At 74.3% G+C, this 22972-nt stretch carries 19 protein-coding genes; 8 read left to right on the top strand and 11 right to left on the bottom strand.

The features are described 5' to 3' along the window. Nucleotides 1-337: 337 nt before the first annotated feature. On the bottom strand, nucleotides 338-1795 hold the full coding sequence (locus tag NUM_RS10340) for an NAD(P)H-hydrate dehydratase (protein WP_207124565.1): 1458 nt from the start codon (nucleotides 1793-1795) through the stop codon (nucleotides 338-340). After that, the gene (locus NUM_RS10335; RefSeq protein ID WP_207124564.1) at nucleotides 1792-2181 is read right to left on the bottom strand and encodes a holo-ACP synthase; all 390 of its coding nucleotides are present in this window, start codon (nucleotides 2179-2181) and stop codon (nucleotides 1792-1794) included. Before NUM_RS10335 ends, NUM_RS10340 begins: the two co-directional genes overlap by 4 nt. Nucleotides 2182-2361: 180 nt before the next feature. On the opposite strand from NUM_RS10335, the gene NUM_RS10330 reads away from it, so the two are divergent. Continuing rightward, on the top strand, nucleotides 2362-4500 hold the full coding sequence (locus tag NUM_RS10330) for a prolyl oligopeptidase family serine peptidase (protein ID WP_207124563.1): 2139 nt from the start codon (nucleotides 2362-2364) through the stop codon (nucleotides 4498-4500). An 84-nt stretch (nucleotides 4501-4584) separates the two neighbouring features. On the opposite strand, the gene NUM_RS10325 is transcribed toward NUM_RS10330, so the two are convergent. Beyond that, nucleotides 4585-6738: an Hsp70 family protein gene (locus NUM_RS10325; RefSeq protein ID WP_207124562.1), complete on the bottom strand. Its 2154-nt coding sequence runs from the start codon at nucleotides 6736-6738 to the stop codon at nucleotides 4585-4587. A 105-nt stretch (nucleotides 6739-6843) separates the two neighbouring features. Here NUM_RS10325 and NUM_RS10320 point away from each other — a divergent pair, with 105 nt between their 5' ends. Next, nucleotides 6844-7878 (top strand): aldo/keto reductase family protein, encoded by a 1035-nt coding sequence (locus NUM_RS10320; protein ID WP_207124561.1) that lies wholly within the window; start codon nucleotides 6844-6846, stop codon nucleotides 7876-7878. Nucleotides 7879-7986: 108 nt separating this feature from the next. On the opposite strand, the gene NUM_RS10315 is transcribed toward NUM_RS10320, so the two are convergent. Continuing rightward, nucleotides 7987-8880, bottom strand: coding sequence for a LysR family transcriptional regulator (locus tag NUM_RS10315; protein ID WP_207124560.1), 894 nt, complete (start codon nucleotides 8878-8880; stop codon nucleotides 7987-7989). Between the two features lie 172 nt (nucleotides 8881-9052). Here NUM_RS10315 and NUM_RS10310 point away from each other — a divergent pair, with 172 nt between their 5' ends. After that, nucleotides 9053-10153 (top strand): saccharopine dehydrogenase NADP-binding domain-containing protein, encoded by a 1101-nt coding sequence (locus NUM_RS10310; RefSeq protein ID WP_207124559.1) that lies wholly within the window; start codon nucleotides 9053-9055, stop codon nucleotides 10151-10153. A 91-nt stretch (nucleotides 10154-10244) separates the two neighbouring features. On the opposite strand, the gene NUM_RS10305 is transcribed toward NUM_RS10310, so the two are convergent. Then, entirely contained in the window at nucleotides 10245-11228 is a 984-nt protein-coding gene (locus NUM_RS10305) for a helix-turn-helix domain-containing protein (protein WP_207124558.1), read from the bottom strand. Nucleotides 11229-11393: 165 nt separating this feature from the next. On the opposite strand from NUM_RS10305, the gene NUM_RS10300 reads away from it, so the two are divergent. Beyond that, nucleotides 11394-12425 (top strand): saccharopine dehydrogenase family protein, encoded by a 1032-nt coding sequence (locus NUM_RS10300; protein ID WP_207124557.1) that lies wholly within the window; start codon nucleotides 11394-11396, stop codon nucleotides 12423-12425. A gap of 31 nt (nucleotides 12426-12456) precedes the next feature. Here the strand turns inward: NUM_RS10300 and glmS are convergent, their stop codons facing one another. After that, entirely contained in the window at nucleotides 12457-14430 is a 1974-nt protein-coding gene (glmS, locus tag NUM_RS10295; RefSeq protein ID WP_207124556.1) for a glutamine--fructose-6-phosphate transaminase (isomerizing), read from the bottom strand. Nucleotides 14431-14592: 162 nt separating this feature from the next. Here glmS and NUM_RS10290 point away from each other — a divergent pair, with 162 nt between their 5' ends. After that, entirely contained in the window at nucleotides 14593-14880 is a 288-nt protein-coding gene (locus NUM_RS10290) for a YciI family protein (protein ID WP_207124555.1), read from the top strand. Here NUM_RS10290 and NUM_RS10285 read toward each other — a convergent pair. Next, a complete protein-coding gene (locus NUM_RS10285) occupies nucleotides 14817-15752 on the bottom strand; it encodes a DMT family transporter (protein WP_207124554.1) in 936 nt (311 codons plus the stop codon). The genes NUM_RS10290 and NUM_RS10285 overlap by 64 nt on opposite strands. A 71-nt stretch (nucleotides 15753-15823) precedes the next feature. Here NUM_RS10285 and NUM_RS10280 point away from each other — a divergent pair, with 71 nt between their 5' ends. Next, nucleotides 15824-16726: a LysR family transcriptional regulator gene (locus NUM_RS10280; protein ID WP_207124553.1), complete on the top strand. Its 903-nt coding sequence runs from the start codon at nucleotides 15824-15826 to the stop codon at nucleotides 16724-16726. Nucleotides 16727-16803: 77 nt separating this feature from the next. Next, nucleotides 16804-17223 carry a hypothetical protein gene (locus tag NUM_RS10275; RefSeq protein ID WP_207124552.1) on the top strand — a complete coding sequence of 140 codons (420 nt, stop codon included), beginning with the start codon at nucleotides 16804-16806 and terminating at the stop codon, nucleotides 17221-17223. A 39-nt stretch (nucleotides 17224-17262) separates the two neighbouring features. Here NUM_RS10275 and glmM read toward each other — a convergent pair whose 3' ends face one another. The 3 genes from glmM to rplM form a co-directional block, all read right to left on the bottom strand. Then, entirely contained in the window at nucleotides 17263-18615 is a 1353-nt protein-coding gene (gene glmM, locus NUM_RS10270; RefSeq protein WP_207124586.1) for a phosphoglucosamine mutase, read from the bottom strand. Nucleotides 18616-18790: 175 nt separating this feature from the next. Beyond that, nucleotides 18791-19246 (bottom strand): 30S ribosomal protein S9, encoded by a 456-nt coding sequence (rpsI, locus tag NUM_RS10265; RefSeq protein WP_207124551.1) that lies wholly within the window; start codon nucleotides 19244-19246, stop codon nucleotides 18791-18793. Nucleotides 19247-19254: 8 nt separating this feature from the next. Continuing rightward, nucleotides 19255-19698, bottom strand: a complete 444-nt coding sequence (gene rplM, locus NUM_RS10260) for a 50S ribosomal protein L13 (protein ID WP_207124550.1) — start codon at nucleotides 19696-19698, stop codon at nucleotides 19255-19257. A 285-nt stretch (nucleotides 19699-19983) separates the two neighbouring features. On the opposite strand from rplM, the gene NUM_RS10255 reads away from it, so the two are divergent. Beyond that, entirely contained in the window at nucleotides 19984-21267 is a 1284-nt protein-coding gene (locus NUM_RS10255; RefSeq protein WP_207124549.1) for an MFS transporter, read from the top strand. 69 nt (nucleotides 21268-21336) lie between these two features. On the opposite strand, the gene NUM_RS10250 is transcribed toward NUM_RS10255, so the two are convergent. After that, nucleotides 21337-22857 carry an alpha/beta fold hydrolase gene (locus NUM_RS10250; protein ID WP_207124548.1) on the bottom strand — a complete coding sequence of 507 codons (1521 nt, stop codon included), beginning with the start codon at nucleotides 22855-22857 and terminating at the stop codon, nucleotides 21337-21339. Nucleotides 22858-22972 lie beyond the last annotated feature (115 nt).

The raw sequence follows: 22972 nt of genomic DNA, 5'->3' as shown, positions 1-22972 counted from the left end.
ATTCCGGTAGGCCCGGGTGCCGGACCGAGGCGGCAAACCCCGCTGCGCGGAGAAACGTCGCGTCCGGTGCCCGCCCGCACCCCCCAGTTCCGGGCGGGTACCGGCACGCGACGATGAGCACCGCTGTGTGTGCGTCCCAACACGAATCGTTGCGGACGTGGTCATCATGCCCGGCGTACCGCGCAGCGTCCACCGTCGAATCGTCGGCCACGGCGCGCAGCGCACCGCCGGAACCACTCTGCGTAGCCGTGAACGTTCCCGGAATCGGCGCACACCGGGCGGTCGCCCGCCCCCCCAAAGCGGTACGACCGCTACCCTGTGTACCGGTTGGAATTCCTCATCTGAAAGTGTGTGCGGCAGCGTTCACGCTGGTCAGAGAGCGGACAACGGGCCGAAGTCCGGACAGTACGTCCATCGCCGTCACCGGTCCGTGCGTGGCGGCCTCCCGGCCGGCCAGCCCGTGCGCGAACGCCGCGGCGATCGCGGCGTGCTCCGCCGGCAGACCGGCCGCGAGCAGCGAGCCGAGCAGGCCAGACAGCACGTCGCCGGAGCCGGCGGTGGCGAGCGCCGCGGTACCGGTGGAGTTGACCAGGCAGCGACCGTCCGGGGTGGCGACCACGGTCCGATCGCCCTTGAGCAGCACGGTCACGTCCAGCCGGGCGGCCAGCGACCGCGCCGCGGCCGGCCGGTCGTCCCCGGGCTCGGCGCCGGCGAGCCGGGCGAACTCCCGGTCGTGCGGCGTCAGCACGGTGGGCGCGGTGCGATCGGCGAGCCAGCCGACCGGGTCCTCGGCGAGCAGCGTCAGGCCGTCCGCGTCGACGCACACCGGCACGTCGGCGGCGAGCGCGGCGCGCAGCTCGCCCTTGGCCCGCACGTCGGTACCCAGGCCGGAGCCCACCACCCAGGCCTGCACCCGGCCGGCGTCACCGACCCGGTCCGCGATGACCGCGGACGGCCAAGCGCGCCGGACGAAGTCGGCGGCGTGCCCGGCGTACCGGACGAACCCGGCCGGGCCGGCCAGCGCGCCGCCGACCGACAGCACCGCCGCCCCGCTGTACGCCTCCGAGCCGGTGGCGACGCCGACCACCCCGCGGGTGTACTTGTCCGACGACGGTCCCGGCACCGGCCAGGCGGCGGCGACGTCGTCCACGTCCGGAACCGACAGCGCCGGGACCGCCGGCAGGTACGGGGTCAGCCCGATGTCGACCAGTTCGACCAGCCCGGCCCGCGGCGCCGCCGCCCCCACCACCAGGCACGGCTTGTACGTGCCGAACGTGACCGTGACGTCGGCCCACACCGACTCGTCCGGGGCCGCGCCGGTGTCCACGTCGACCCCGGACGGTACGTCGACCGCCAGCACCGGCGCGCCGGTCTCCGCGACCGCCCGTACCGCCGCATCGGCGTCCGGCCGCAGCCCCGGCCGGCCGCCGATGCCGACGATCCCGTCCAGCACCAGGTCGACCGGGCCGGAGACCGCATCGACCAGCCGGCCGCCGGCGGCGCGGAAGTCGGCCAGGCCGGCGGCGTGGGTGTGCTCACCGGCGAGCAGCAGCGCGCTCACCCGCGCGCCGCGCCGGGCCAGCCGGGCGCCGGCGAACAGCGTGTCACCGCCGTTGTTGCCCGCCCCCACCAGCAGCAACACCCGGGACGAGTAGACGCCGCGGTCGGCCAGCATGCCGGCGGCCCGCACCGCGAGGCCGGCGGCGGCCCGCTGCATCAGCGCACCGTCCGGCACCGTCGCCATCAGTGCCTGCTCGGCGGCGCGCACCTGCGCCACCCCGTACGCCTGCCTCATGCTCCCCCCTCCACGACGGGTCCTTCCGCGACGACCATGGCCGAGGCGATCCCGCCGTCGTGCGACAGCGACAGGTGCCAGCGGGCGATGCCGTGCTCGGCGGCGACGTCGGCGACCGTACCGGTGACGGTCAGCCACGGCCGGCCCGCCCGGTCGACGACGACCTCGCAGTCCTGCCAGTTCAGTCCGGCCGGCGCACCGAGCGCCTTGGCCACCGCCTCCTTGGCCGCGAACCGGGCGGCCAGTGACTCCGGCGCCCGCGGGTGACCGACCGCCGTGACGCGCTCGTCGTCGGTGAACAACCGATCCGCGAGCAGCGGCGTGCGCAGCAGCGCCCGCGCGAACCGCTCCACCAACACCACGTCCACTCCCACCCCGATGATCACGCCCCCACCCTGACACACCGCCGGCCCCGTCGAGTTGTGTCGGGGGTTGCCGCCCGCGTTCGAGCGGCGCGGCGCACCGCTCGGCGCGGACCGGGCCCGCTGTGGCAGCCTGGGTGGCCTCCCCGCACCGCACGCCTGCCCGCATCGCCCGGAGCCTGTCTCACCTGGAGGAGCGTGCCGATGACCGGTACGGACGACTACGACGAGAACCTGTGGCTGGAGGAGATCGACTCGCCCCGCGCGCTGAACTGGGTGCGCGAGCGCAACGCGGAGACGATCGCCGCACTGTCCGGGCCGGAGTTCGAGGCGCTGCGCGAGTCGATCCGGGAGGTGCTCGACGCCGACGACCGGATCCCCTATGTCACCCGGCGCGGGCCGTACCGGTACAACTTCTGGCGCGACGCCGAGCACCCGCGCGGGCTGTGGCGCCGCACCACCCCCGAGTCGTACCGCACCGAGCGGCCGGTGTGGGAGACGGTGCTCGACGTGGACCGGCTCGCCGCCGACGAGGGCGAGAACTGGGTCTGGGACGGGGCGACCGTGCTGCGACCCGACTACACCCGGGCGCTGGTGTCGCTGTCCCGGGGCGGCGCCGACGCGAGCGTGGTCCGGGAGTACGACCTCGCGCGGCGGGAGTTCGTCGCGGACGGGTTCGTGCTGCCGGAGGCGAAGACGTCGATCGACTGGATCGACGCGGACCGCATCTACGTCGCCACCGACTTCGGGCCGGACACTCTGACCACCGCCGGGCTGCCCCGCACCGTACGGGAGTGGCGGCGCGGCACCCCGCTCGCCGACGCCGAACTGGTGTACGAGGGCGAACCGACCGATTCGAGCGTGTCGGCGTGGCACGACGACACCCCCGGCTACGAACGCGACTTCGTCTCCCGTTCGGTCGACTTCTACCGCACCGAGTGGTACCTGCGGGACGGTGCCGCGCTGCGCCGGATCCCGGTGCCGGACGACGCGATCGCCTCGGTCAACCGCGACTGGCTGCTGATCGAGCTGCGCTCGGCGTGGCAGGTCGGCGGCACCGAACACGCCGCCGGTTCGCTGCTCGCCACCCGGTTCAGCGACTTCCTCGCCCGCGCCGTCGGCTCCGCCGACCCTGCCCACACCGTCGGCTCCGCCGACCCCGCCCGCGCCGTCGGCTCCGCCGACCCTGCCCGCACGGCTGAGCCGGCCGGCGGCGAGCCGGAGTTGGTGGTGCTGTTCGCGCCGGACGACCACACCGCGCTGGCCGGCTGGTCCTGGACCCGGCACCGGCTGATCGTCACCGAGCTGCGGGACGTGTCGAGTCACCTGCGGGTACTGACCCCCGCCGAGTCCGGGCCGTGGCACGCGGCGTCGCTGACCGCGCTGCCGGCGCACAGCGACGCGTCCGCGTTCGGTACCGACGAGGACGTGGACGACGAGTACCAGCTCACCGTCGAGGGCTTCCTGACCCCGTCCACCCTGTACCTCGGCACCGCGGGCGGCGACGACGCGGTACCGGTGAAGCACGAGCCGCGCTACTTCGACGCGACCGGGCTCGTGGTGCGGCAGCACTTCACCGCGTCCACGGACGGCACGAAGGTGCCGTACTTCGTGGTCGGGCCGGACACCGACGAGCCGCTGCCGACCCTGCTGTACGGCTACGGCGGGTTCGAGATCTCCTTGCTGCCAGGCTATTCCGGCGTCGTCGGCCGCGCCTGGCTGGCCCGGGGCTTCCGGTACGCGGTGGCGAACACCCGCGGCGGCGCCGAGTACGGATCGCTCTGGCACTCCGCCGCGCTGCGCGCCGACCGGCGCCGGGTGTACGACGACTTCGCCGCGGTGGCAACGGATCTGGCCGACCGCGGGCTCACCACCCCGAGCCGGCTCGGCATCCTCGGCGGCAGCAACGGCGGGCTGCTGACCGCGCTGATGACCATGCGCCGGCCCGAGCTGTTCGGCGCGGCGGTCAGCGAGGTGCCGCTGACCGACATGCGCCGCTACCACCGGCTGCTCGCCGGCGCGCTGTGGGTGCCCGAGTACGGCGACCCGGACGTCGCCGACGACTGGGCGTTCCTGCGCGAGTTCTCGCCGTACCACCAGATCCGGCCGGACGGCGACTATCCGCCGCTGCTGATCACCACCTCGGCCCGGGACGACCGGGTGCATCCGGGGCACGCCCGCAAGATGGTCGCCCGGCTGCGCGCGAGCGGGCACGACGTGTCGTACTACGAGAACATCGAGGGCGGCCACGCCGGTGCCGCGGACAACGCCCAGGCCGCCTTCCTGTCCGCCCTGGTGCACCACTTCCTGCACCGCCACCTGGTCGGCGCCGACCACCGCTGACGGCCCGCCCGGCCGGAACCGGCCGACCTGGACGGGCCAGGCCAGCGTCGACCGTCGCCGACGATCCGCGGTCTCGGCGGACGGTCAGGACCACATGTCGGCCGGCCGGAGCGGGCCACCGAGCAACAGCCGGGCGAGGTCGGCCAGCACCGTCGCCACGGCGGCCAGGTGCCACTCGGACGAGCGGCCCTTGGCCGTCGCGGCGACCATCCGGGCGCACGCGGTACCGAGCACCTCGGCCGCCACCGGCAGCGGCCCGGCCAGCAGCCGGGCGGCCGCGGCGATCCCGGCCGCGACGGCCGGATCGGTGTCGTCGAAGCGGGTCTGCGCGGTGGCGTCGGCGGCGAGCCGCTCGGCCCGGCCGGCGTCGTCGGTGAGCACCGCGCAGCACGCCAGCAGCCAGGCGCGGTCGACCGGATCGCCGCAACCGTAGGCGATCCGGACCGCCTCCTCGACGGTCGCGGCCTCGCCGCGCGGGCCGCCGGACAGCACCTGGTAGGTCAGCACGGACACCCAGGTGTTCGGCGTGGCCTGGGTCCGCGCGCACCGCAGCGCCTCCGCGGCCAGCTCGGCACCCCGGTCGGGATCGGCCGCCGCGACGGTGACCGCCGCCGAGGCCAGCATGCTCGCCCGGGCGTCCGGATCGTCCAGGTAGCCGGCGAGCCGCACCGCGCGCGCCGGGTCGACCAGTGCCGCCGCCTGCCCGACCGAGAGCAGTCCGTTCCGGCGCTGCTGCTGGTCCGCGATGCCCTCGACGAGCAGCTCGGCGACCTCGATCAGCGCGGCCGCCCGGGCCGGCAGCACCGACCGCAGCGCCGTCGCGAGATCCGCCAACGCCATCACCTGCCAGTACGGGTCGGGCACGGCCAGCGCCGTCCGCGTCGCCGCGGACCCCATCGGCGCCAGCTCGGGCAGCTCGACCGCGGCCAACCCGGCCAGCACCTCGCCGAGCGCGCCGGCCCGGAACCGGACGTCGTGCGTACCCCGGGCGACCGCGTCGGCCTCGATCGCGAGCTGCCGGGCCCGATCCGGTGCCACCGACGCCATCGCGGCGGCCAGGTGCGCCAGCGCCGGCGCCCGGTCGGCCGGCGCGGACACCCGGCGGGCGAGCTGCTCCGCCTGGGCGAGCAGCCGGTACGCCTGGTCGGCCCGGGCCCGCCGCGGGTCGGCCGCGCCGCCGACCGGGGCGGGCCGGGCGAGCAGCCCGAGCAGGGCGCCGTGCACGCCGACCAGTTCCGGCTGGTTGACGCCGGTCGGCGCGACGCCGAGTTCGCGGTGCAGCACGGTGGCCACCAGCGGCATCCGGCTCATCCCGCCCACCAGGAACATCGGCCCGGGCAGCGGCAGCGCCAGCCCGGCGGACCGGAGCGCGGCTCGCAGCGCCTCGACGGCGTCGCCGACCATCGGCTCGGCGATCCCCGCCAGCTCGGCGCGGGAGATCGGCGCGTCGACGCCGACCAGCGGTACGTGCACGCTCGCCTGCGGGGTGCGGGACAGCATCTCCTTCGCGGCCCGGACGTCGTCGAGCAACTGCTGCCGCGCCCGCCGCTCGTCCGGCGTCTCCGGCGCGCGGAGCCGTTGCCACCCGGCGGGGTCCTGCTCCCGGTAGCTGCCGTCGAGGTGGTCGATCAGCGCCTCGTCCAGGTCCAGCCCGCCGGCCTCGGCGAGCCGTTCGGTCGCCAGGACCCGGTCGCCGAACACCACCGAGACCTCGGCGGTACCGCCGAGATCGAGCACCGTCAGCGGCGCGGCCTGGGCGCCGAACAGCCGGTGGAAGTACCGCGCGGCCGCGATCGGCGCCGCCTCCAGCAGCACCGTGCCCAGCCCCGCCGACTCCGCCGCGGCCGTCAGCACCGACCGTTCCCGCTCGGCCCAGCCGGCCGGGCAGAGCAGCACCACCGCGCCCGGCGCGGCACCGCCGACCCGGGCGGCCTCCGCCGCGACCCGCCCCAGCACCGCGGCCAGCGCGGTGACGACCGGTACGTCGTCGCCCAGCGGCACCGTCTCGCCGGTGATGTGCAGCAGCGGGTTCGGCTCGTACCGTTCCGGGGCGAGCCGGGCGGCGTGCACCGCGTCCCGGCCGGCGAGCAGGCTTCCGTCGGGTTGGGCGAACACCGCCGAGGGCAACAGCGGCGAAGAGTCGAACAGCAGCGGCTCGACCCGGCCGTCCGGGTGGCCCAGCATCGCCACCGTGTGCACCGCGCCCAGCTCGACCGCCAGCGCGCATCCCACCGCCATCGGGCCCTCCGTCCGATCGGCGCGCAGGCCACGCCTGCCGTACCGCTCCGACCGTAGCGACCGCGCACCAACAGCCGGCACCGGCGCTGTTGTTAGCGTGGGCGGATGGAACATCGCAGACTGGGTGGCAGCGGGTTGCAGGTCAGCGCCGTCACGTACGGGAACTGGCTGACCCACGGCAAGGACACCGAGCAGGTGGCCCGCGAGTGCGTCGCCGCCGCGCTCGACGTCGGCATCACCACGTTCGACACCGCCGACGTGTACGGCGCGCCCGACTACGGCGCCGCCGAGGAGGTGCTGGGCGCGGCGCTGCGGTCGGCGCGCCGGGCCGGCTACGTGTTGTGCACCAAGGTGTGTGGCCGCACCGGGCCGGGCGAGAACGACCAGGGGCTGTCCCGCAAGCACATCATGGAGAGCTGCGACGCGTCGCTGCGCCGGCTCGGCACCGACCACATCGACCTGTACCAGGCGCACCGGTACGACGACGGGACCCCGCTGGAAGAGACCATGGTGGCGTTCGCCGACCTGGTCCGGCAGGGCAAGGTCGGCTACCTCGGCACCTCGGAGTGGCGGCCGGACCAGATCGAGGCGGCCGCGACGCTCGCCGCCGAGCTGCGGGTGCCGCTGGTGTCCAACCAGCCGCAGTACTCGATGCTGTGGCGGGTGATCGAGGCCGAGGTGGTGCCGACCTGCGAGCGGCTGGGCATCGGTCAGATCGTCTGGTCGCCGGTCGCGCAGGGCGTGCTCACCGGCAAGTACCGGCCGGGTCAGCCGCTGCCCGAGGGCAGCCGCGCCACCCAGGACCGCGGTGGCCGGTTCGTCGGCCGATACCTGGGTGACGCGGTGCTGTCCGCCGTGCAGCGGCTGGCGCCGATCGCCGCCGAGCAGGGACTGACGCTGGCGCAGCTGGCGATCCGCTGGGTGCTGACGAACCCGGCGGTGTCCAGCGCGATCCTCGGCGCCTCCCGGCCGGACCAGGTACGCGACAACGCGGTCGCCGCCGGTGCCGTGCTGGACGCCGACACGATGGCGCGCATCGACGCCGCCTTCGTCGACCCCGAGCTGGGCGACCTGGTCGAACGCGACCCGGGCAAGATCGCCACCCCGTTCGCCGTCCGCGAAGGCTGGCAACGCACCTGACCAGAACCGTCCATTGTGGACAGCAGCTCGCGGGTGTGCCCGGGCGGTCGAGTCGCTCGCCCGGGCACACCCGCGGGCGGCGGTTCCCGAGCTGTCCAGCGGCTCCGGTCAGCGAATGCCGCGGGTCGCCGGAAGGGTCCGCGCGCAGGCGGCGAAGTCGGCCACCAGCCGATTGCGGTCGCCGGCGCGGGTCGCGAGTACCACGTGGCTCGGCTCGACGCCGGCCAGCAGCACGAGCGTCACGTCGTTCCGGAGCGTCCCGATCCCGTTCGGAGCCGGCACGATGGCCACCGCCTGGCCGGAGGCGACCAGCTCGATCTTGTCCTCGACCGAGTCGATGAACGGGCCGTCCGGTGCCGGGCTGCCGTCCGGCCGCGGGTCGATGCGCCAGAAGGAGTCCCACTCCGGGTCCGCCCCGCGGACCACCGGCTCGTCGGCGATGTCGGCCAGGGTGACCGACTCGCGCCCGGCCAGCCGGTGATCGACCGGTAGCAGCAGCGCCCGCGGCTCGTCGTACAGGATCGTCACGTGCAGCCCGTCCGGGTTCAGCGGCAGGCGGGTGACCGCGGCATCGACCCGGTGGTCGTGCAGCGCCTGCGCCACGTGCCAGTTCAGGTGCTGCGTCCGGACCTCGGCGTCCGGGTGCCGCCGGCGCAGCTCCCGGACCGCCGGGGTGACGATGATGTTCGCGGTGAAGCCGATCGTGACGCGGCGCGGATCGGCGGCGGCCCGGGCCCGCGCCACCGCCCTGGCCGACGCGGCGAGCATCGACCGGGCCGCCGGCAGGAACACCGCACCGGCCTCGGTCAGCTCGGTGCCGCGCGGCGAACGCGCCAGCAGCAGCGCCCCGACGTCCTGCTCCAGCCGGCGGATCTGCCGGCTCAGCGACGACTGGGTCAGGTGCAGCTCGGCCGCCGCACGGCCGAAGTGGCGGTGCGTCGCGACCGTCACGAAGCACCGGACGAGCCGCAGGTCAAGATCCGCCGGTACCGAGGTCGTCATGCCGCCAGCGTAACGCCGCCCGGACCGCACCCGCCCCGATCTACCTGCTCTGACCTGCGGTGATGCACGGATCGAGACGCGCCGTGCGGATCTTTCATTGGACGGCCCGCGGTCGGCGTCCGCACGCTGGAGGGGCAGGCCGGCGACCCGCCGGCCGGACGGGACCGACACCATGAACGAGATCTGGATCCTCGGCGCCACCGGCCGCACCGGCCGTGCCGTCGCCGACCGCCTGGCCGCCGACGGCGCGACCCCGGTACTGGTCGGCCGCGACCCGGCCCGGCTGCGGGCGCTGGCCGAGACGCTCCCCGGCACGGCCCAGGTGGTACCGGCCGGCTCGGTCGACGAGGCCGCGGCGCTGGCGCGGGACGCGGCGCCGGCGGTGGTCGTCAACACGATCGGCCCGTTCACCCGGACCGCGCCGACGGTCGTGGCGGCCGGCACCCACTACGTCGATCTGGCGAACGACCTGCCCGCGGTCACCGCGCTGCTGGATCGCCACGACGCCGCGGTCGCCGCCGGACGCTGCCTGGTGACTGGCGGCGGCTTCGGCGTGGTCGGCACCGAGAGTGCGCTGCGCCGGCTGTGCGCCGACCGCCCGACCCCGGCCCGGGTACGGGTCGACGCCGTACCGATGGTGCACAGCGACCCCGGGCCGATCGGCCCGACGCTCGCGGCGACCATCGTGGACGGCTTCACCGCCGGCGGCCGCCGGTACGAGAAGGGCCGGCTGGTGCGCACCCGGCTCGGCAGCGACCCGGCGCGGCTGCTGCTGCCGGACGGGAGCACCGTCGGTACCACCGGAATGCCGAGCGGCGAGTTGGTCGCCGCGCACCGGGCCAGCGGGGCGCCGGAGGTCGTCTCCGCCTCCAGCATGGTGCCGTCCGGTACGGCGTCCCGCGCGATCCTGCCGATGGTGGCGGCGCTGCTGTCCCGGCCGGTGATCGCGCGCGCCGCACGCGGTGCCCTCGCCCGGGCCCGCGGTTCCGGTCGGCCGCCGGCCCGCCGGTACACCTGGGCACGCGCCCGGGCCTGGTGGCCGGACGGCAGTAGCCGCGAGGTCTGGTTGCGCGCCGGCGAGGCGATGGCGTTCACCGCCGCGATCACCGCGACCGTCGCCGCGCGGCTCGCGGCCGGCGAGGGCCGCCCCGGCGCGTACACCCCGGGCGCGCTGTTCGGCCCCGAGCTGGCGATCGCCGCGGGCGGCGAGTTCCTGCTCGGAGCCGACGGGGCCGTCGCCGATCCGGCCCGGGACGCGTCGCCCACCAGCTGACGAGTCGCGGCACGTCGCACCCGAACCGGTCCCTGATCGGCAGTCGCATCCTCGGCCGGCGCCGCGCACCGGTACGGATCCGGGGCGGCGGTCAGCTCCTCGATCGGCGCGCGGGTCCGGTGCCGGCTCGGGTCGGCTCGGATGCGGCCGTGGTGCGGAAGGTGCGGCGGTAGGTGTCGGGAGGTACCCCGACGGTGCGGTGGAAGTGTCGGCGCAGCGTCGCCGCGCTGCCCAGCCCGGTGGCCGCGGCGATCGCGTCGATGCCGTCGTCGGTGCGTTCCAGCAGCTCCTGGGCGCGCCGGATGCGCTGGGACAGCAGCCACCGCAGCGGCGTGGTACCGGTCGCCGCGCGGAAGTGCCGGACCAGGTTCCGGGTGCTCATGGTCGCCTGCCGGGCCAGGTCCGGCACGGTCAGCGGTTGCGCCAGCCGGTCCAGCGCCCAGTCGAACAGCTCCGCCAGCGGCCGGCCGTCGCGCACCGGTACCGGCGCGGTGACGAACTGCGCCTGCCCGCCGTCCCGGTGCGGCGGTACGACCAGCCGCCGGGCGACGGTGTTCGCGACCGCCGAGCCGTGGTCGAGGCGTACCAGGTGCAGGCAGAGGTCCATCGCGGCGGCCTTGCCGGCGGAGGTGAGCACGCTGCCGTTGTCGACGTAGAGCACGTCCGGGTCGACGGTCACCCGCGGGTACCGGGCGGCCAGCGCGTCGGTGTGCGCCCAGTGCGTGGTGGCCCGGCGGCCGTCCAGCAGGCCGGCGGCGGCCAGCACGAACGCACCGGTACACAGCGACGCGACGCGGGCGCCGGCCTCGTGGGCCGCCCGTACCGCGGCGACGAGGTCGGCCGGCGGGTCCGCGTCGACGTCGGCCCAGCCCGGCACGATCACCGTGTCGGCGCGCCGCAGCCGGTCGAGCCCGTCGTCGGGCACCAACCGGAACCGGCCGACCGTGACCGGGCGCGGACCGCACAGGGCCACCTCGTACCGCTCGACGGACGGCCCGCCGCCGAAGACCTCGTGCGCCATCGACAGCTCCAGGCTCAGCATGCCGTCGGTGACGGCGAACGCGACGGTACGCATGTCCGAAACTGTACGCGAGTTGGCGTTCCTGCCACTCGTGCGCACGGCCCCCCGCTGCCAGGCTGATCCCCGACGGCACAGCCGTCGAGCACGACCGGACGGCACAGCCGTCGAGCACGGCCCCGACGGCACAGCCGTCGAGCATGACAGGACGGTGGAGGACCGATGAGCACGAACAACCACCAGGTCGCGGTGTACGGGGCGTACGGGCACACCGGCCGCTTCGTGGTCGCCGAGCTGCGGGACCGCGGGTTCACGCCGGTGCTGTCCGGCCGCGACGAGGACCGGCTGCGGGCGCTCGCGGCGGCCCACCCGGGTACCGCGGTGCGGCCGGCGGCGGTGGACGACCCGGCCGCGCTCGACCGGGCGCTGGCCGGCGTCGCCGCGGTGATCAACTGCGCCGGGCCGTTCGCCGTGACCGCGGGGCCGGTGATCGAGGCCGCGCTGCGGGCGGGCATCCCGTACCTGGACGTCGCCGCCGAGATCGAGGCGAACCTGGACACCTTCGCGCACTTCGGCGACCGGGCTCGGGCCGCCGGCGCGACCGTCGTCCCGGCGATGGCCTTCTACGGCGGGCTCGGCGACCTGCTCGTCAGTGCCGTACTGGCCGGCGAGACCCGCGCCGACGAGGTGCACGTCGGGTACGGGCTGAGCAGCTGGCAGCCGACCGCCGGGACGCGCGCCGCGGGGGTGGTGTCGAGCCAGCGGCGCGACGGCCGGCGAGTGCGCTACCAGGACGGTCGGCTGCAGTACCACGATGCCGAGCCGACGACGCTGACCTGGGACTTCCCCGCCCCGATCGGGCCGCGCACGGTGCTCGCGGAGTTCACCATGGCCGACGTGGTCACGCTGCCGAGCCACCTGGACGTCGGCGAGGTGTGCACGTACATGACCACCGAGGCGGCGCGCGACCTCGCCGCGCCGGACACCTCCACGCCGGCGGCCGGCGGGCAGGGCCGGCTCGCGGAGACGTTCGTGGTCGAGGTCCTGGTGCGCGACAAGGGGACCGAGCGGCGGGCGGTGGCCCGCGGGCGGGACATCTACGCCGTCACCGCGCCGCTGGTGGTGGAGGCGGTACGCCGGGTCCTCGCCGGCGAGACGAGGGCCGTCGGCGTCGCGTCGGCCGGCGAGATCTTCGACCCGGCCGACTTCCTGCGGGTGCTCGCCGCCCGCGGCGCCCTCGACGTCACCCTGTGACCTCCCCCGCCGTGCGCGGACGGCGCACGGGTCACTCGACGGTGACGGACTTGGCGAGGTTGCGGGGCTGGTCGACGTCGTGGCCGCGGGTGGCGGCGATCTCGGCGGCGAGCACCTGCAGCGGCACCGTCGTCACCAGCGGGGCGAGCAGCGTCGGGGTGCGCGGCACGTACACCACGTGGTCGGCGTGCGGCGCGACCGCGGTGTCGCCCTCCTCGGCGATCGCGACGACCCGGGCGCCGCGGGCCCGTACCTCCTGGATGTTGGAGATCATCTTGTCGTGCAGCACCGCCCGGCCGCGCGGCGACGGCAGCACGCAGATCACCGGGGTTCCGTCGTCGATCAGGGCGATCGGACCGTGCTTGAGCTCCCCGGCGGCGAACCCCTCGGCGTGCATGTACGCCAGCTCCTTGAGCTTGAGCGCACCCTCCAGCGCCACCGGGTAGCCGACGTGCCGGCCGATGAACAGCACCGAGCGCGCGGATCCCAGTGACCGCCCCAGTTCCCGTACCGGCTCCATGGTGGCCAGCACCTCGTCCACCTTCGACGGCATCGCCTGCAGCTGCGCGACCACCGCACCGACCTCGTCGGCGTACTTGATCCCGCGCACCTGCGCGAGGTGCAGACCGACCAGGTAGCACGCGACCAGCTGGGTCAGGAACGCCTTCGTCGAGGCGACCGCCACCTCCGGCCCGGCGTGCGTGTAGAGCACCGCGTCGGACTCGCGCGGGATCGTCGAACCGTTCGTGTTCGAGATGGCGAGCACCCGCGCCTTCTGCACCTTCGCGTGCCGCAGCGCCATGATCGTGTCCATCGTCTCGCCGGACTGCGAGATCGCCACCACCAGCGTCGAGCGGTCCAGCACCGGGTCGCGGTAGCGGAACTCGCTGGCCAGCTCCACCTCGCACGGGATCCGGGTCCAGTGCTCGATCGCGTACTTCGCCACCAGCCCGGCGTGGTACGCGGTGCCGCAGGCGACGATGAAGATCTTGTCGACGTCGCGCAGGTCCTGGTCGGACAGCCGTACCTCGTCCAGCGTGATCTCGCCGGCCTCGGTGAGCCGGCCGCGCAGCGTGTCGGCGACCGCCTTCGGCTGCTCGGCGATCTCCTTGAGCATGAAGTAGTCGTAGCCGCCCTTCTCGGCGGCGCTCGCGTCCCAGTCCACGTGGTACCGCTGGGTCGGTGCCGGCGCGCCGGCGAAGTCGGTCACCTGGTACCCGTCCGCGGTGATCGCGACGACCTGGTCCTGGCCGAGCTCGACCGCGTCCCGGGTGTGCTCGATGAACGCCGCCACATCCGAGGCGAGGAAGTACTCGCCGGCCCCGACGCCGACGACCAGCGGTGAGTTGCGGCGCGCACCGACGACCAGCCCGGGCTCGTCCGCCGACACCGCGAGCAGGGTGAACGCGCCGGTCAGCCGGGCGCACACGGCCCGCATCGCCGCCACCAGCCCGGCGCCGGAGGCCCCGTCGCCGACCGTCGCCGCCCCGGCACCACCGGAAATGCCGGCATCGCCGCCGGGGCCACCGTCGCTGCCGGAGGTCCCGGCGCCGACGCCGACGGGTACCGCGGTGCGGGCCAGTTCGGCCGCGAGCAGGTGGGCGACGACCTCGCTGTCGGTGTCGCTGGCGAGCTCGACGCCCGCCGCCTCCAGCTCGTCGCGGAGCCGGGCGAAGTTCTCGATGATCCCGTTGTGGATCACCGCGACCCGGCCGTCCGCGGAGGCGTGCGGGTGCGCGTTGCGGTCGGTCGGCGCGCCGTGCGTGGCCCACCGGGTGTGCCCGATGCCGCTGGCCGCGGCGCGCAGCCGGTCGGCCGGCGGCAGCTCGGCCAGCGCCTTGGCCAGGTTGGTCAGCTTCCCGGCCCGCTTCACCACCCGGACCTCGTCGTCGGCGACGACGGCGACGCCGGCCGAGTCGTACCCCCGGTATTCCAGCCGGCGGAGTCCGTCCACGACGACGGTGCACGCCGACCGGGCTCCCACGTACCCCACGATGCCGCACATGCCGGCAGGGTAGCAGCGAAACGCGCAGCCCCGATGCGCAGTCCCCGATGTTTCACGCAGCTGATTTGATTGGAAACACCATGCGGCGCCGAGCCGAGCATCAGGCGTCTTCGGTACGAACGCGCCGCCGGGCCGCGCCCGGCGCCATGCCAGACTGCCTGCGTGTACATCCTGCTGCTCGACTACCTGAAGCCGCTGAGCGAGATCGACGCGCTGCTGCCCGAGCACCGCGACTACCTCGACCGGTACTACGGGGACGGCACGTTCGTGCTCTCCGGCCGGCAGGTGCCGCGTACCGGCGGGGCGATCCTGGCCCGGCACGTCGACCGGGCCACGATCGACCGGATCGTCACCGAGGACCCGTTCGCCCGGGCCGGCGTGGCCCGCTACCGCGTCGTGGAGGTCGAGCCGACCCGTACCGCCGCGGGCGCCGGCTCCGTGTTCGGCTGAACCGCGCGCCGCCGCCGGGACACGGTCAACGCCGTACCGGCGACGATCAGCACCAGCCCGGCCGCCGCCGACACCGTGAACGGCTCGTGCAGCGCGAGCGCCCCGTACGCCAGGGAGAACACCGGCGCGAGGTAGGCGACCAGGCTCGCGGTGCCCGCACCGGAGCGGGTGATCAGCACGTTGAACAGCAGGAACCCGCCGGCGGTGCAGGCCACCCCGAGCACCGCGAGCGCCCCGAACGTCCCGGCGGCCGGCACCGCCCGGGGCAGTCCGACCGCGGCGACCGGCGCGACCAGTACCGCGGCGACCGCCTGGCCGGCCGCGGTGACCGGCAGCGTGGGCCGGCCCGGCAGCAGCAACCCGAGCAGCAGCGAGCCGATCGCGTAGCTGGCCGCGGCGAGCGTCACCAGTACCGCGCCGACCGCGTCCGGGGCGCCACCGGCACCGAACGGCTGCACCAGCGCCGCCACCCCGGCCAGGCCCACCCCGACGCCGGCCAGCTGCACGGCCCGCACCCGGGCGCCGCGCACCATCAGCGGGGTCAGCAGCACCAGCCAGAGCATCTGGGTGGACACCAGCAGGCTCGCCGTACCGGTGGCGATCCGGCTCTGCCCGAACGCGATCAGCAGGTACGGCAGCACCATCTCGAACAGCGCGAACAGCGCGATCCGCGGCCAGTCGCCGCGCAGCGCAGCGAACGGCCGCCGGTTCCTCGCCCGGGCCAGTACGCACAGCACCGCGGCACCGATGGCGAGCCGCCCGAACACCACCACCGGCGCGGACAGCCCGCGCAACGACAGGTCGATGAACAGGTACGAGGCGCCCCAGGTGGCGGACAGAACGAGCAGCAGGAACAGCGAACGTCGACTCACGGCAACTACTGTGCGTCGATTTCTCTGCCAGTAGTAGTGGTGAATTGGCCCAGGGGTGTTAAGTAGAGCTAATGATCGACGTACCTCGCCTGATGGTGCTGCGGGCGGCCGCCGCCCGGGGCAGCCTGAGCGCCGCCGCGCGCCTGTTGAAGATCACACCGTCGGCCGTGTCACAGCAGGTCGCGGCGCTGGAACGGCAGGTCGGCGTGCCGCTGGTCGAGCGCCGTACGACGGGCATCACCCTGACCGCGCCGGGCCGCGTCCTGGTGGCCACCGCCGACGTGATCGCCGCCGAGCTGGCAAAAGCGGAGCGTCACATCGCCGACATCGCCGAAGGCACCCGCGGCCGGCTCACCGTCGCCACGTTCGCCTCCGCCGGGCAGCGGCTGCTCCCGCAGGCCGTCAGCGCGCTCGCCACCGACCGGCCGGACGCCGAGGTCACCGTGCTGGAGTACGAACCGTTCGACGCGGTGCCGAAGCTGCGGCGCGGCGAGGCGGACCTCGCCATCGTCTACCACTTCGGCGCGCCCCGGCCGCCGGACGACTGGGGCGTCGGCGAGTCGCTGCGGTACGTGCGGCTGCGCCGGGACCCGGTCCGCGTCGTACTGCCGGCCGACCATCCCCTCGCGAGCCGGCACACCGTCGCGTTCACCGACCTCGCGGACGAGCGCTGGGTGCAGGGCTGGGCCGACGTCGGGCAGCTGCTCGACCACTACGCCGCGGTGGCCGGCTTCACCCCGCAGGTGGCCTGCTACGCCAGCGACTACCTGTTCATGCAGTCGGTGGTCGCCGCCGGGATGGGCGTCGCCCTGGTGCCCACCGTGGCGCTGGCCGGCCCGGACGACGAGGTCGTCGCCCGCCGCCTCGACCCCGAGCCGGTCCGCCAGGTCGGCGCCCTCTACCCGATCGGCCGCTGGCACTCCCCGCTCACCGAGGAGCTGCTCGCCCGGCTGCGCGCCACCGTCGCCGACTGACGGCTGCACCGGCGTCCCGCCGCGGGCACCTGTCGTTGCCGTTCCCGGTATGGGGTGCAGCGCCCTACGATGTCGGGATGTCGAGCCCGCTCCCGCCGGACGGCGCGCCAGGATTCCTCGGCCCGCCACCCGGCCCGTACCCGCCCCCTGGCCCACCGCCCGCCGGCGACCCGAGCCGGTACGGGGCCGGGCCGCACCCGGCCGCGTACCAGGCGACCGCCGGCCCGGGCCGGCAACCGCCGAACGCCCACCCGCCGTACGGTGGACACCCACCGCTCGACGGCTACCCACGGCCGGCCGAGTACCCGCCCGGGGCCGCCGGGCGGATTCTCGCCGGCGAGCGCGGCCGGCAGGTCACCGACGGCATCAACGACTACTTCGCATCGGCGGCCGACCAGCGCCAGCTGCGCCGGCGGATCGTGTTGATCGCTCTGGTCGTCGCGATCCCGGTGTTCCTGATCATCCTCGCGGCGGTGCTGCTGCCCAGCCTGCTCTGACCCGGCCGAGCCGCACCGCGCGCCAGGCACAGCGGTCGGTCAGAGCGGGCTGGCGGCGCGGACCGCGGCGGCGATCTTCTCCGCGGTCTCCGCGGCCTGCGGCTGGGTCGCCGCCTCCACCATCACCCGGATCAGCGGCTCGGTACCGGACGGGCGCAGCAGCACCCGGCCGCTGTCCCCGAGCTCCCGCTCGGCGCTCGCCACCGAGTCGCGTACGACGGTGTCCGCGGCGGCCGCCTTGTCCGCCACCCGGACGTTGAGCAGCACCTGCGGCAGCGGCCGGACCACCGCGGCCAGCTCCGCCAGGCTCGTACCGGTGGCCGCCATCCGGGCCATCAGCTGCAGCGCGGTCAGCGTGCCGTCGCCGGTCGTCGCGTGCTGCGGCAGCACCACGTGGCCGGACTGCTCGCCGCCCAGCGCCAGGCCGCGCGAGCGGAGCAGCTCCAGCACGTACCGGTCGCCCACCGCGGTCGTCGCGACCTCGATGCCGTGCTCCCGCATCGCCAGGTGCAGGCCGAGGTTGCTCATCACCGTGACCACCAGCACGTCGTCGGTCAGGGTGCCGGACTCGCGCATCGCCAGCGCCAGGATGCCCATGATCTGGTCGCCGTCCACCGGCGTACCGTCGGCGGTCACCGCCAGGCACCGATCCGCGTCACCGTCGTGCGCGATGCCCAGGTTGGCGCCGTGCTCGGCGACCGCGGCGATCAGCGTCTCCAGGTGGGTGGAGCCGCAGTCGGCGTTGATGTTGAGCCCGTTCGGCTCGGCGTGGATCGCGATCACCTCGGCGCCGGCCCGCCGGTACGCCTCCGGGCTGACCGCGGAGGCCGCCCCGTTGGCGCAGTCGACGACGACCTTCACCCCGTCCAGCCGGTGCGGCAGCGACCCGAGCAGGTGCTCCAGGTACCGCTCGGCGCCGGCGGCATGGTCCACCGCGCGGCCGATCGCCGCGCCGCGCGGCCGGCGCCACCCGTCCGGCGCCGCGACCAACCGCTCGATCGCGTCCTCGACGTCGTCCGGCAGCTTCTGCCCGCCGGCGGCGAACAGCTTGATCCCGTTGTCCGGCATCGGGTTGTGGCTCGCCGACAGCACCACGCCGAACGCGGCGCCGGTCTCGGCGACCAGGTGCGCCACCGCCGGCGTCGGCAGCACGCCGACCCGGAGCACGTCGGTACCGGCGCTGCACAGGCCGGCGACGACCGCCGCCTCCAGCATGTCGCCGCTGGCCCGGGGGTCCCGGCCGACCACGGCGACCGGCCGGTGGCCGGTCGACTCGTCCGGTACCGGGGCCAGCACGTGCGCCGCGGAGACCGCGACGGCGACCGCCAGTTCCGGTGTCAGCTCCGCATTCGCCAGGCCCCGAACCCCGTCGGTACCGAACAGCCGGCCCATGCGCACCGCCTCACCTCGATCGCGTCGCGGCCACCGGCATGTCGTCGCCCGTTCGGCCGCAGGACATGTTCTCACTACAGCACTTCGGCCGGGCACGACACTCGTGCCCGGCCGAAAATGCGATCCCGGCCGCAGGGCCGGTGTTGCCTGCGAGGCCCCTGCTGCGGGCCCCTGGTCAGCGCTTGGAGTACTGAGGCGCCTTGCGCGCCTTCTTGAGGCCGTACTTCTTGCTCTCCACCGCGCGGTCGTCACGGGTGAGGAAGCCGGCCTTCTTCAGCGCCGGACGGTGGTCGGGGTCGACCTCGATCAGCGCCCGGGCGATCGCCAGCCGCAGCGCGCCGGCCTGACCGGTGATGCCGCCGCCCTTCAGGTTGGCGTGCACGTCGTACGCCTCGAGGCGGTCGGCGGTCACCAGCGGCTCCTTGACCAGCTGCTGGCTGACCTTGCTCGGGAAGTACTCCTCCAGGGCGCGGCCGTTGAGCTTGAACTGACCGGTGCCGGGCACCAGGCGAACCCGGACGACGGCTTCCTTGCGCCGACCCACGGTCTGCACCGGACGGTCGGCGGCGCGCGGCGTCGGGATCGGCTCTTCGGCCACGACGGTGGTTTCGATGTCGCTGGTCACGCTCATCCCTGCCCTTACTGCGCGATCTGGGTGATCTCGAACGGCACCGGCTGCTGCGCCAGGTGCGGGTGCTCCGGGCCGGCGTAGACCTTGAGCTTCTTCAGCACCTGGCTGCTGAGCTTGTTGTGCGGGAGCATGCCCTTGACGGCGAGCTCCACCGCGCGCTCGGGGCGCTTCGCCAGCAGGTCGACGTAGCGGACCTGCTTCAGGCCACCCGGGTAACCGGAGTGTCGGTACGCGATCTTCTGCTCACGCTTGTTGCCGGTCAGCGCGACCTTGCTCGCGTTCACGATGATCACGAAGTCGCCCATGTCCATGTGCGGGGCGAACGTCGGCTTGTGCTTGCCGCGCAGCAGCTGCGCGGTCTGGCTGGCGAGGCGGCCGAGCACGACGTCCGTGGCGTCGATGACGTGCCACTGGCGCGCAATCTCGCCCGGCTTGGGGCTGTACGTACGCACAGAATTACCTTGTCTGTCGTCGGTGTCTCGGGGTGCGGCCGCCTAACGCTATCGACGCCTGCCGCACTGAAGACCGGGCCGGATGGCCGGGCTGGCGCGGGCAGGCGCGCGGACGGTACACGCAACAGCCCGCAACGATACCCGCAGCGATCCGGCAGGGTCAAAGTGGCCCCGGTCAAGCACCAGCCTAGCGCGGTTCGCGCCCGTGTCGACCGACCATAGCCGGGCAAAATCCGACTGGTTCGACATAGTGCGAAACACCGGCCACAAGAGCAGGATGCGGCTATGAGTGACACAGCGCCGTCCGGGCGGCAGCGACTCACCCGGGACCAACGCAGTTCGTTCCTCGCCGCGCTACTCGGCTGGACGATGGACGCGTTCGACTACTTCATCGTCGTCCTGGTCATCAAGGACATCGCCGACACGTTCCACGTCTCGCTCGCCGAGACCGCCATCATCACCACGTTGACGCTGGTCATGCGGCCGGTCGGAGCAGCCCTGTTCGGCCTGTGGGCCGACCGGGCCGGCCGCCGGGTGCCGCTGATCGCCTGCGTCTGCTTCTACTCCGTGGTCGGGTTCCTCTGCGCGTTCGCGCCGAACTTCGCCACCCTGATGGTCCTGCGCCTGCTGTACGGGATCGGGATGGGCGGCGAGTGGGGCCTCGGCGCGGCGCTCGCGATGGAGAAGATCCCCGCCACCCGCCGCGGCTTCTTCTCCGGCATCCTGCAGGAGGGGTACTCGTTCGGTTACCTGCTGGCCTCGCTGGCGTTCCTGCTGGTGCACTCCACGCTCGGGCTGAACTGGCGGTGGATGTTCGCACTGTCGATCATCCCGGCGCTGATCGCGCTGCTGGTCCGGCTCGGGGTCCGCGAGTCGGAGGTGTGGGAGAAGGCCGCCGAGCGGCGCAAGATGACCAGTACCTCGATCGCGCAGGTGCTGTTCAACTGGAAGACGCTGCGCCGGTTCATCTACCTGGTCCTGCTGATGACCGCGTTCAACTGGATGAGCCACGGCACCCAGGACGTGTACCCGACGTTCCTGAAGGAGACCGCGCACGGCGGCATCGGGCTCGACCCGACCACCGCCACCTGGATCGTGGTGCTCTACAACATCGGCGCGATCGTCGGCGGTACCGTCGCCGGCACGCTGTCGCAGCGGTTCGGCCGGCGGCTGCTGATCGTGTTCTGCGCGGTGCTGGCGCTGCCGATCGTGCCGCTGTTCGCGTTCTCCACCACGGCCGGGATGCTGTGCCTCGGCTCGTTCCTGATGCAGATCATGGTGCAGGGCGCGTGGGGCGTCATCCCGGCGCACCTGACCGAGCTGTCGCCGGACGAGATCCGTGGCTTCTACCCGGGCGTGACCTACCAGCTGGGCAACCTGCTGGCGGCGCTGAACCTGCCGATCCAGGCCGCGATCGCCGAACGGCACGGCTATCCGTTCGCGCTGACCGTCACGATCGTGCCGGTGCTGATCGCGGTGATCGTGCTCAGCGCGATCGGCAAGGAACGCCGCGGCATCCGGTTCGGTACCACGGACAGTTCGGCGGTCGCCGCCAAGGCCGGCACCTGACGCGGTACGCCGCGCCCCGGTGGTCCGGGGCGCGGCGTGTCGTCGCTCACCAGGTGACGGTGGCCCTGGTCACCAGCCGGGAACGGTGCGGGTCGGCGCCGCCGGCCGGGCCGGTACCGCACGGGCCGACGCCGCCGGCGGTTCGACCGCGGCACAGCTCGCACCCGGCGCCGGCAGCGCCCGGTCCAGCAGGTACCGGTCCTGGTAGCCGGTGGTGCAGTCGCTGCGGCCGTACGTGCCGTGGCCCCACCCGTCGTAGGTGACGAACCGGGCGTGCCGGCCGAGCATCAGCGCGTCGTGCACGCCCCAGGCGTACGGGGTGGCCGGATCGTGCCGCGCGTTGATCACCAGCAGCGGTGTCGTCGGGTGCGCCCGCAGCACGTGCTGCGGGTTGGACACCCGGCCCGGCCAGCCCAGGCAGCTGGTGACCGCACCCCAACCGATGCTGGAGTACCGCAGGTGCGGCGCGATCGCCCGCATCGAGGCCAGGTAGCCGTGGAACTGCCGGTACGAGCGGACCGGCAGCGAGTAGTCGGAGCAGAACACCGGCATCGGGTAGTCGGCCAGCTCACCCGCCGCCCGCGGGGCGGCGCTCGGCGAGCCGTCCAGGGTGACCAACTCGGTGGCCAGCTCGGCCCAGTCCGGCCCGTAGAAGGCCGAGACCGCGCCGGCGGACAGCTCCCAGCCCGTGATCGGCTGACCGCTGTCCGGGTCGGTCAGGGTGCCGGCGTCGGCCCGGGCCATCAACCGGTCGTACAGCGCGGCCACGTCCCGGCCGTGCAGCGGCGACGCCGCGGTCCGCTCGTTCCACGCCACGAACTGGTCGAACGAGTCCTCGTCGGTCGCGGTCTCGGTCGCCAGGAACGCGGCGGTACCGAGGCTGTGGTCCATGTTCGAGTCGAGCACCGCGGCGCGCAGCCGCTGCGGGTACCGCTCGGCGTACTGCTGGCCGATCAGGGTGCCGTAGGAAACCCCGTAGTAGCTGATCTGCCGGGCGCCGAGAGCGCTCCGGATCGCGTCGATGTCGCGTACCACGCTGAGCGTGTCGACGTGGTCGATCAGCGGGCCGGTGTGCTTCCGGCAGTCGGCGCCGAGCCGGCCGTTGTAGTCGCGCAGCTGCCGGTACGCGGCCGGGGTGTCGGTGGCCGGCTCCGGCGCCGCGGCGAGCAGCTCGGCCGGGCACCGGATCGGGTGGCTGCGGCCGACGCCGCGCGGGTCGAACCCGATCAGGTCGAAGTGCGCCAGCACGCTCTTGCTGAAGTACCCCTGCGCGCCCTCGGCGAAGTCGACCCCGGAGCCGCCGGGCCCGCCCGGGTTGATCACCAGCGGCCCGCGATCGTCGGCCGGGTCGTCGGCAGCCCGCCTCGCCACCGCGACTCCGATCGTCGGCCCGTCCGGCTTCGCCCAGTCGACCGGTACCTGCACCGTGCCGCAGCGCAGCGCCGGGTCGTCCGGCCGGTCCGGGCAGGGTGCCCAGTCGATCGTGGCCGGCGCGGCGCTCGCCGGTACCGACGCCACCGCCGGGCCGACGACCAGCGCGGCCAGTGCGGTCAACGCCAGCGAGCCGGCGGCGAACAGTCTCGTCCGCATGCGTACTCAACTCCCCTCAGAGCGGTACGCACCAGTCAACGCGAGCGGTTGCCGGAAATCACCACCTGAGTCGGCAACTCAGGGACTTGTCCGGGTATCCCGCAGTGGTCGCGGG

Origin of the sequence: Actinocatenispora comari (assembly GCF_017312725.1) — a bacterium.
Taxonomy (GTDB): Bacteria; Actinomycetota; Actinomycetes; order Mycobacteriales; family Micromonosporaceae; genus Actinocatenispora; species Actinocatenispora comari.
This window is presented reverse-complemented; position numbering and strand designations above follow the sequence as displayed.

What these genes read in the sequence shown, in the direction of transcription:
- rpsI (WP_207124551.1), bottom strand. Translation starts at nt 19,246, where the DNA reads ATGAGCGTGACCAGCGACATCGAAACCACCGTCGTGGCCGAAGAGCCG.
- NUM_RS10340 (WP_207124565.1), bottom strand. Translation starts at nt 1,795, where the DNA reads ATGAGGCAGGCGTACGGGGTGGCGCAGGTGCGCGCCGCCGAGCAGGCA.
- NUM_RS10250 (WP_207124548.1), bottom strand. Translation starts at nt 22,857, where the DNA reads ATGCGGACGAGACTGTTCGCCGCCGGCTCGCTGGCGTTGACCGCACTG.
- glmS (WP_207124556.1), bottom strand. Translation starts at nt 14,430, where the DNA reads ATGTGCGGCATCGTGGGGTACGTGGGAGCCCGGTCGGCGTGCACCGTC.
- NUM_RS10275 (WP_207124552.1), top strand. Translation starts at nt 16,804, where the DNA reads ATGTCGAGCCCGCTCCCGCCGGACGGCGCGCCAGGATTCCTCGGCCCG.
- NUM_RS10330 (WP_207124563.1), top strand. Translation starts at nt 2,362, where the DNA reads ATGACCGGTACGGACGACTACGACGAGAACCTGTGGCTGGAGGAGATC.
- NUM_RS10310 (WP_207124559.1), top strand. Translation starts at nt 9,053, where the DNA reads ATGAACGAGATCTGGATCCTCGGCGCCACCGGCCGCACCGGCCGTGCC.
- NUM_RS10300 (WP_207124557.1), top strand. Translation starts at nt 11,394, where the DNA reads ATGAGCACGAACAACCACCAGGTCGCGGTGTACGGGGCGTACGGGCAC.
- NUM_RS10315 (WP_207124560.1), bottom strand. Translation starts at nt 8,880, where the DNA reads ATGACGACCTCGGTACCGGCGGATCTTGACCTGCGGCTCGTCCGGTGC.
- NUM_RS10305 (WP_207124558.1), bottom strand. Translation starts at nt 11,228, where the DNA reads ATGCGTACCGTCGCGTTCGCCGTCACCGACGGCATGCTGAGCCTGGAG.
- NUM_RS10280 (WP_207124553.1), top strand. Translation starts at nt 15,824, where the DNA reads ATGATCGACGTACCTCGCCTGATGGTGCTGCGGGCGGCCGCCGCCCGG.
- glmM (WP_207124586.1), bottom strand. Translation starts at nt 18,615, where the DNA reads ATGGGCCGGCTGTTCGGTACCGACGGGGTTCGGGGCCTGGCGAATGCG.
- NUM_RS10320 (WP_207124561.1), top strand. Translation starts at nt 6,844, where the DNA reads ATGGAACATCGCAGACTGGGTGGCAGCGGGTTGCAGGTCAGCGCCGTC.
- NUM_RS10325 (WP_207124562.1), bottom strand. Translation starts at nt 6,738, where the DNA reads ATGGCGGTGGGATGCGCGCTGGCGGTCGAGCTGGGCGCGGTGCACACG.
- NUM_RS10255 (WP_207124549.1), top strand. Translation starts at nt 19,984, where the DNA reads ATGAGTGACACAGCGCCGTCCGGGCGGCAGCGACTCACCCGGGACCAA.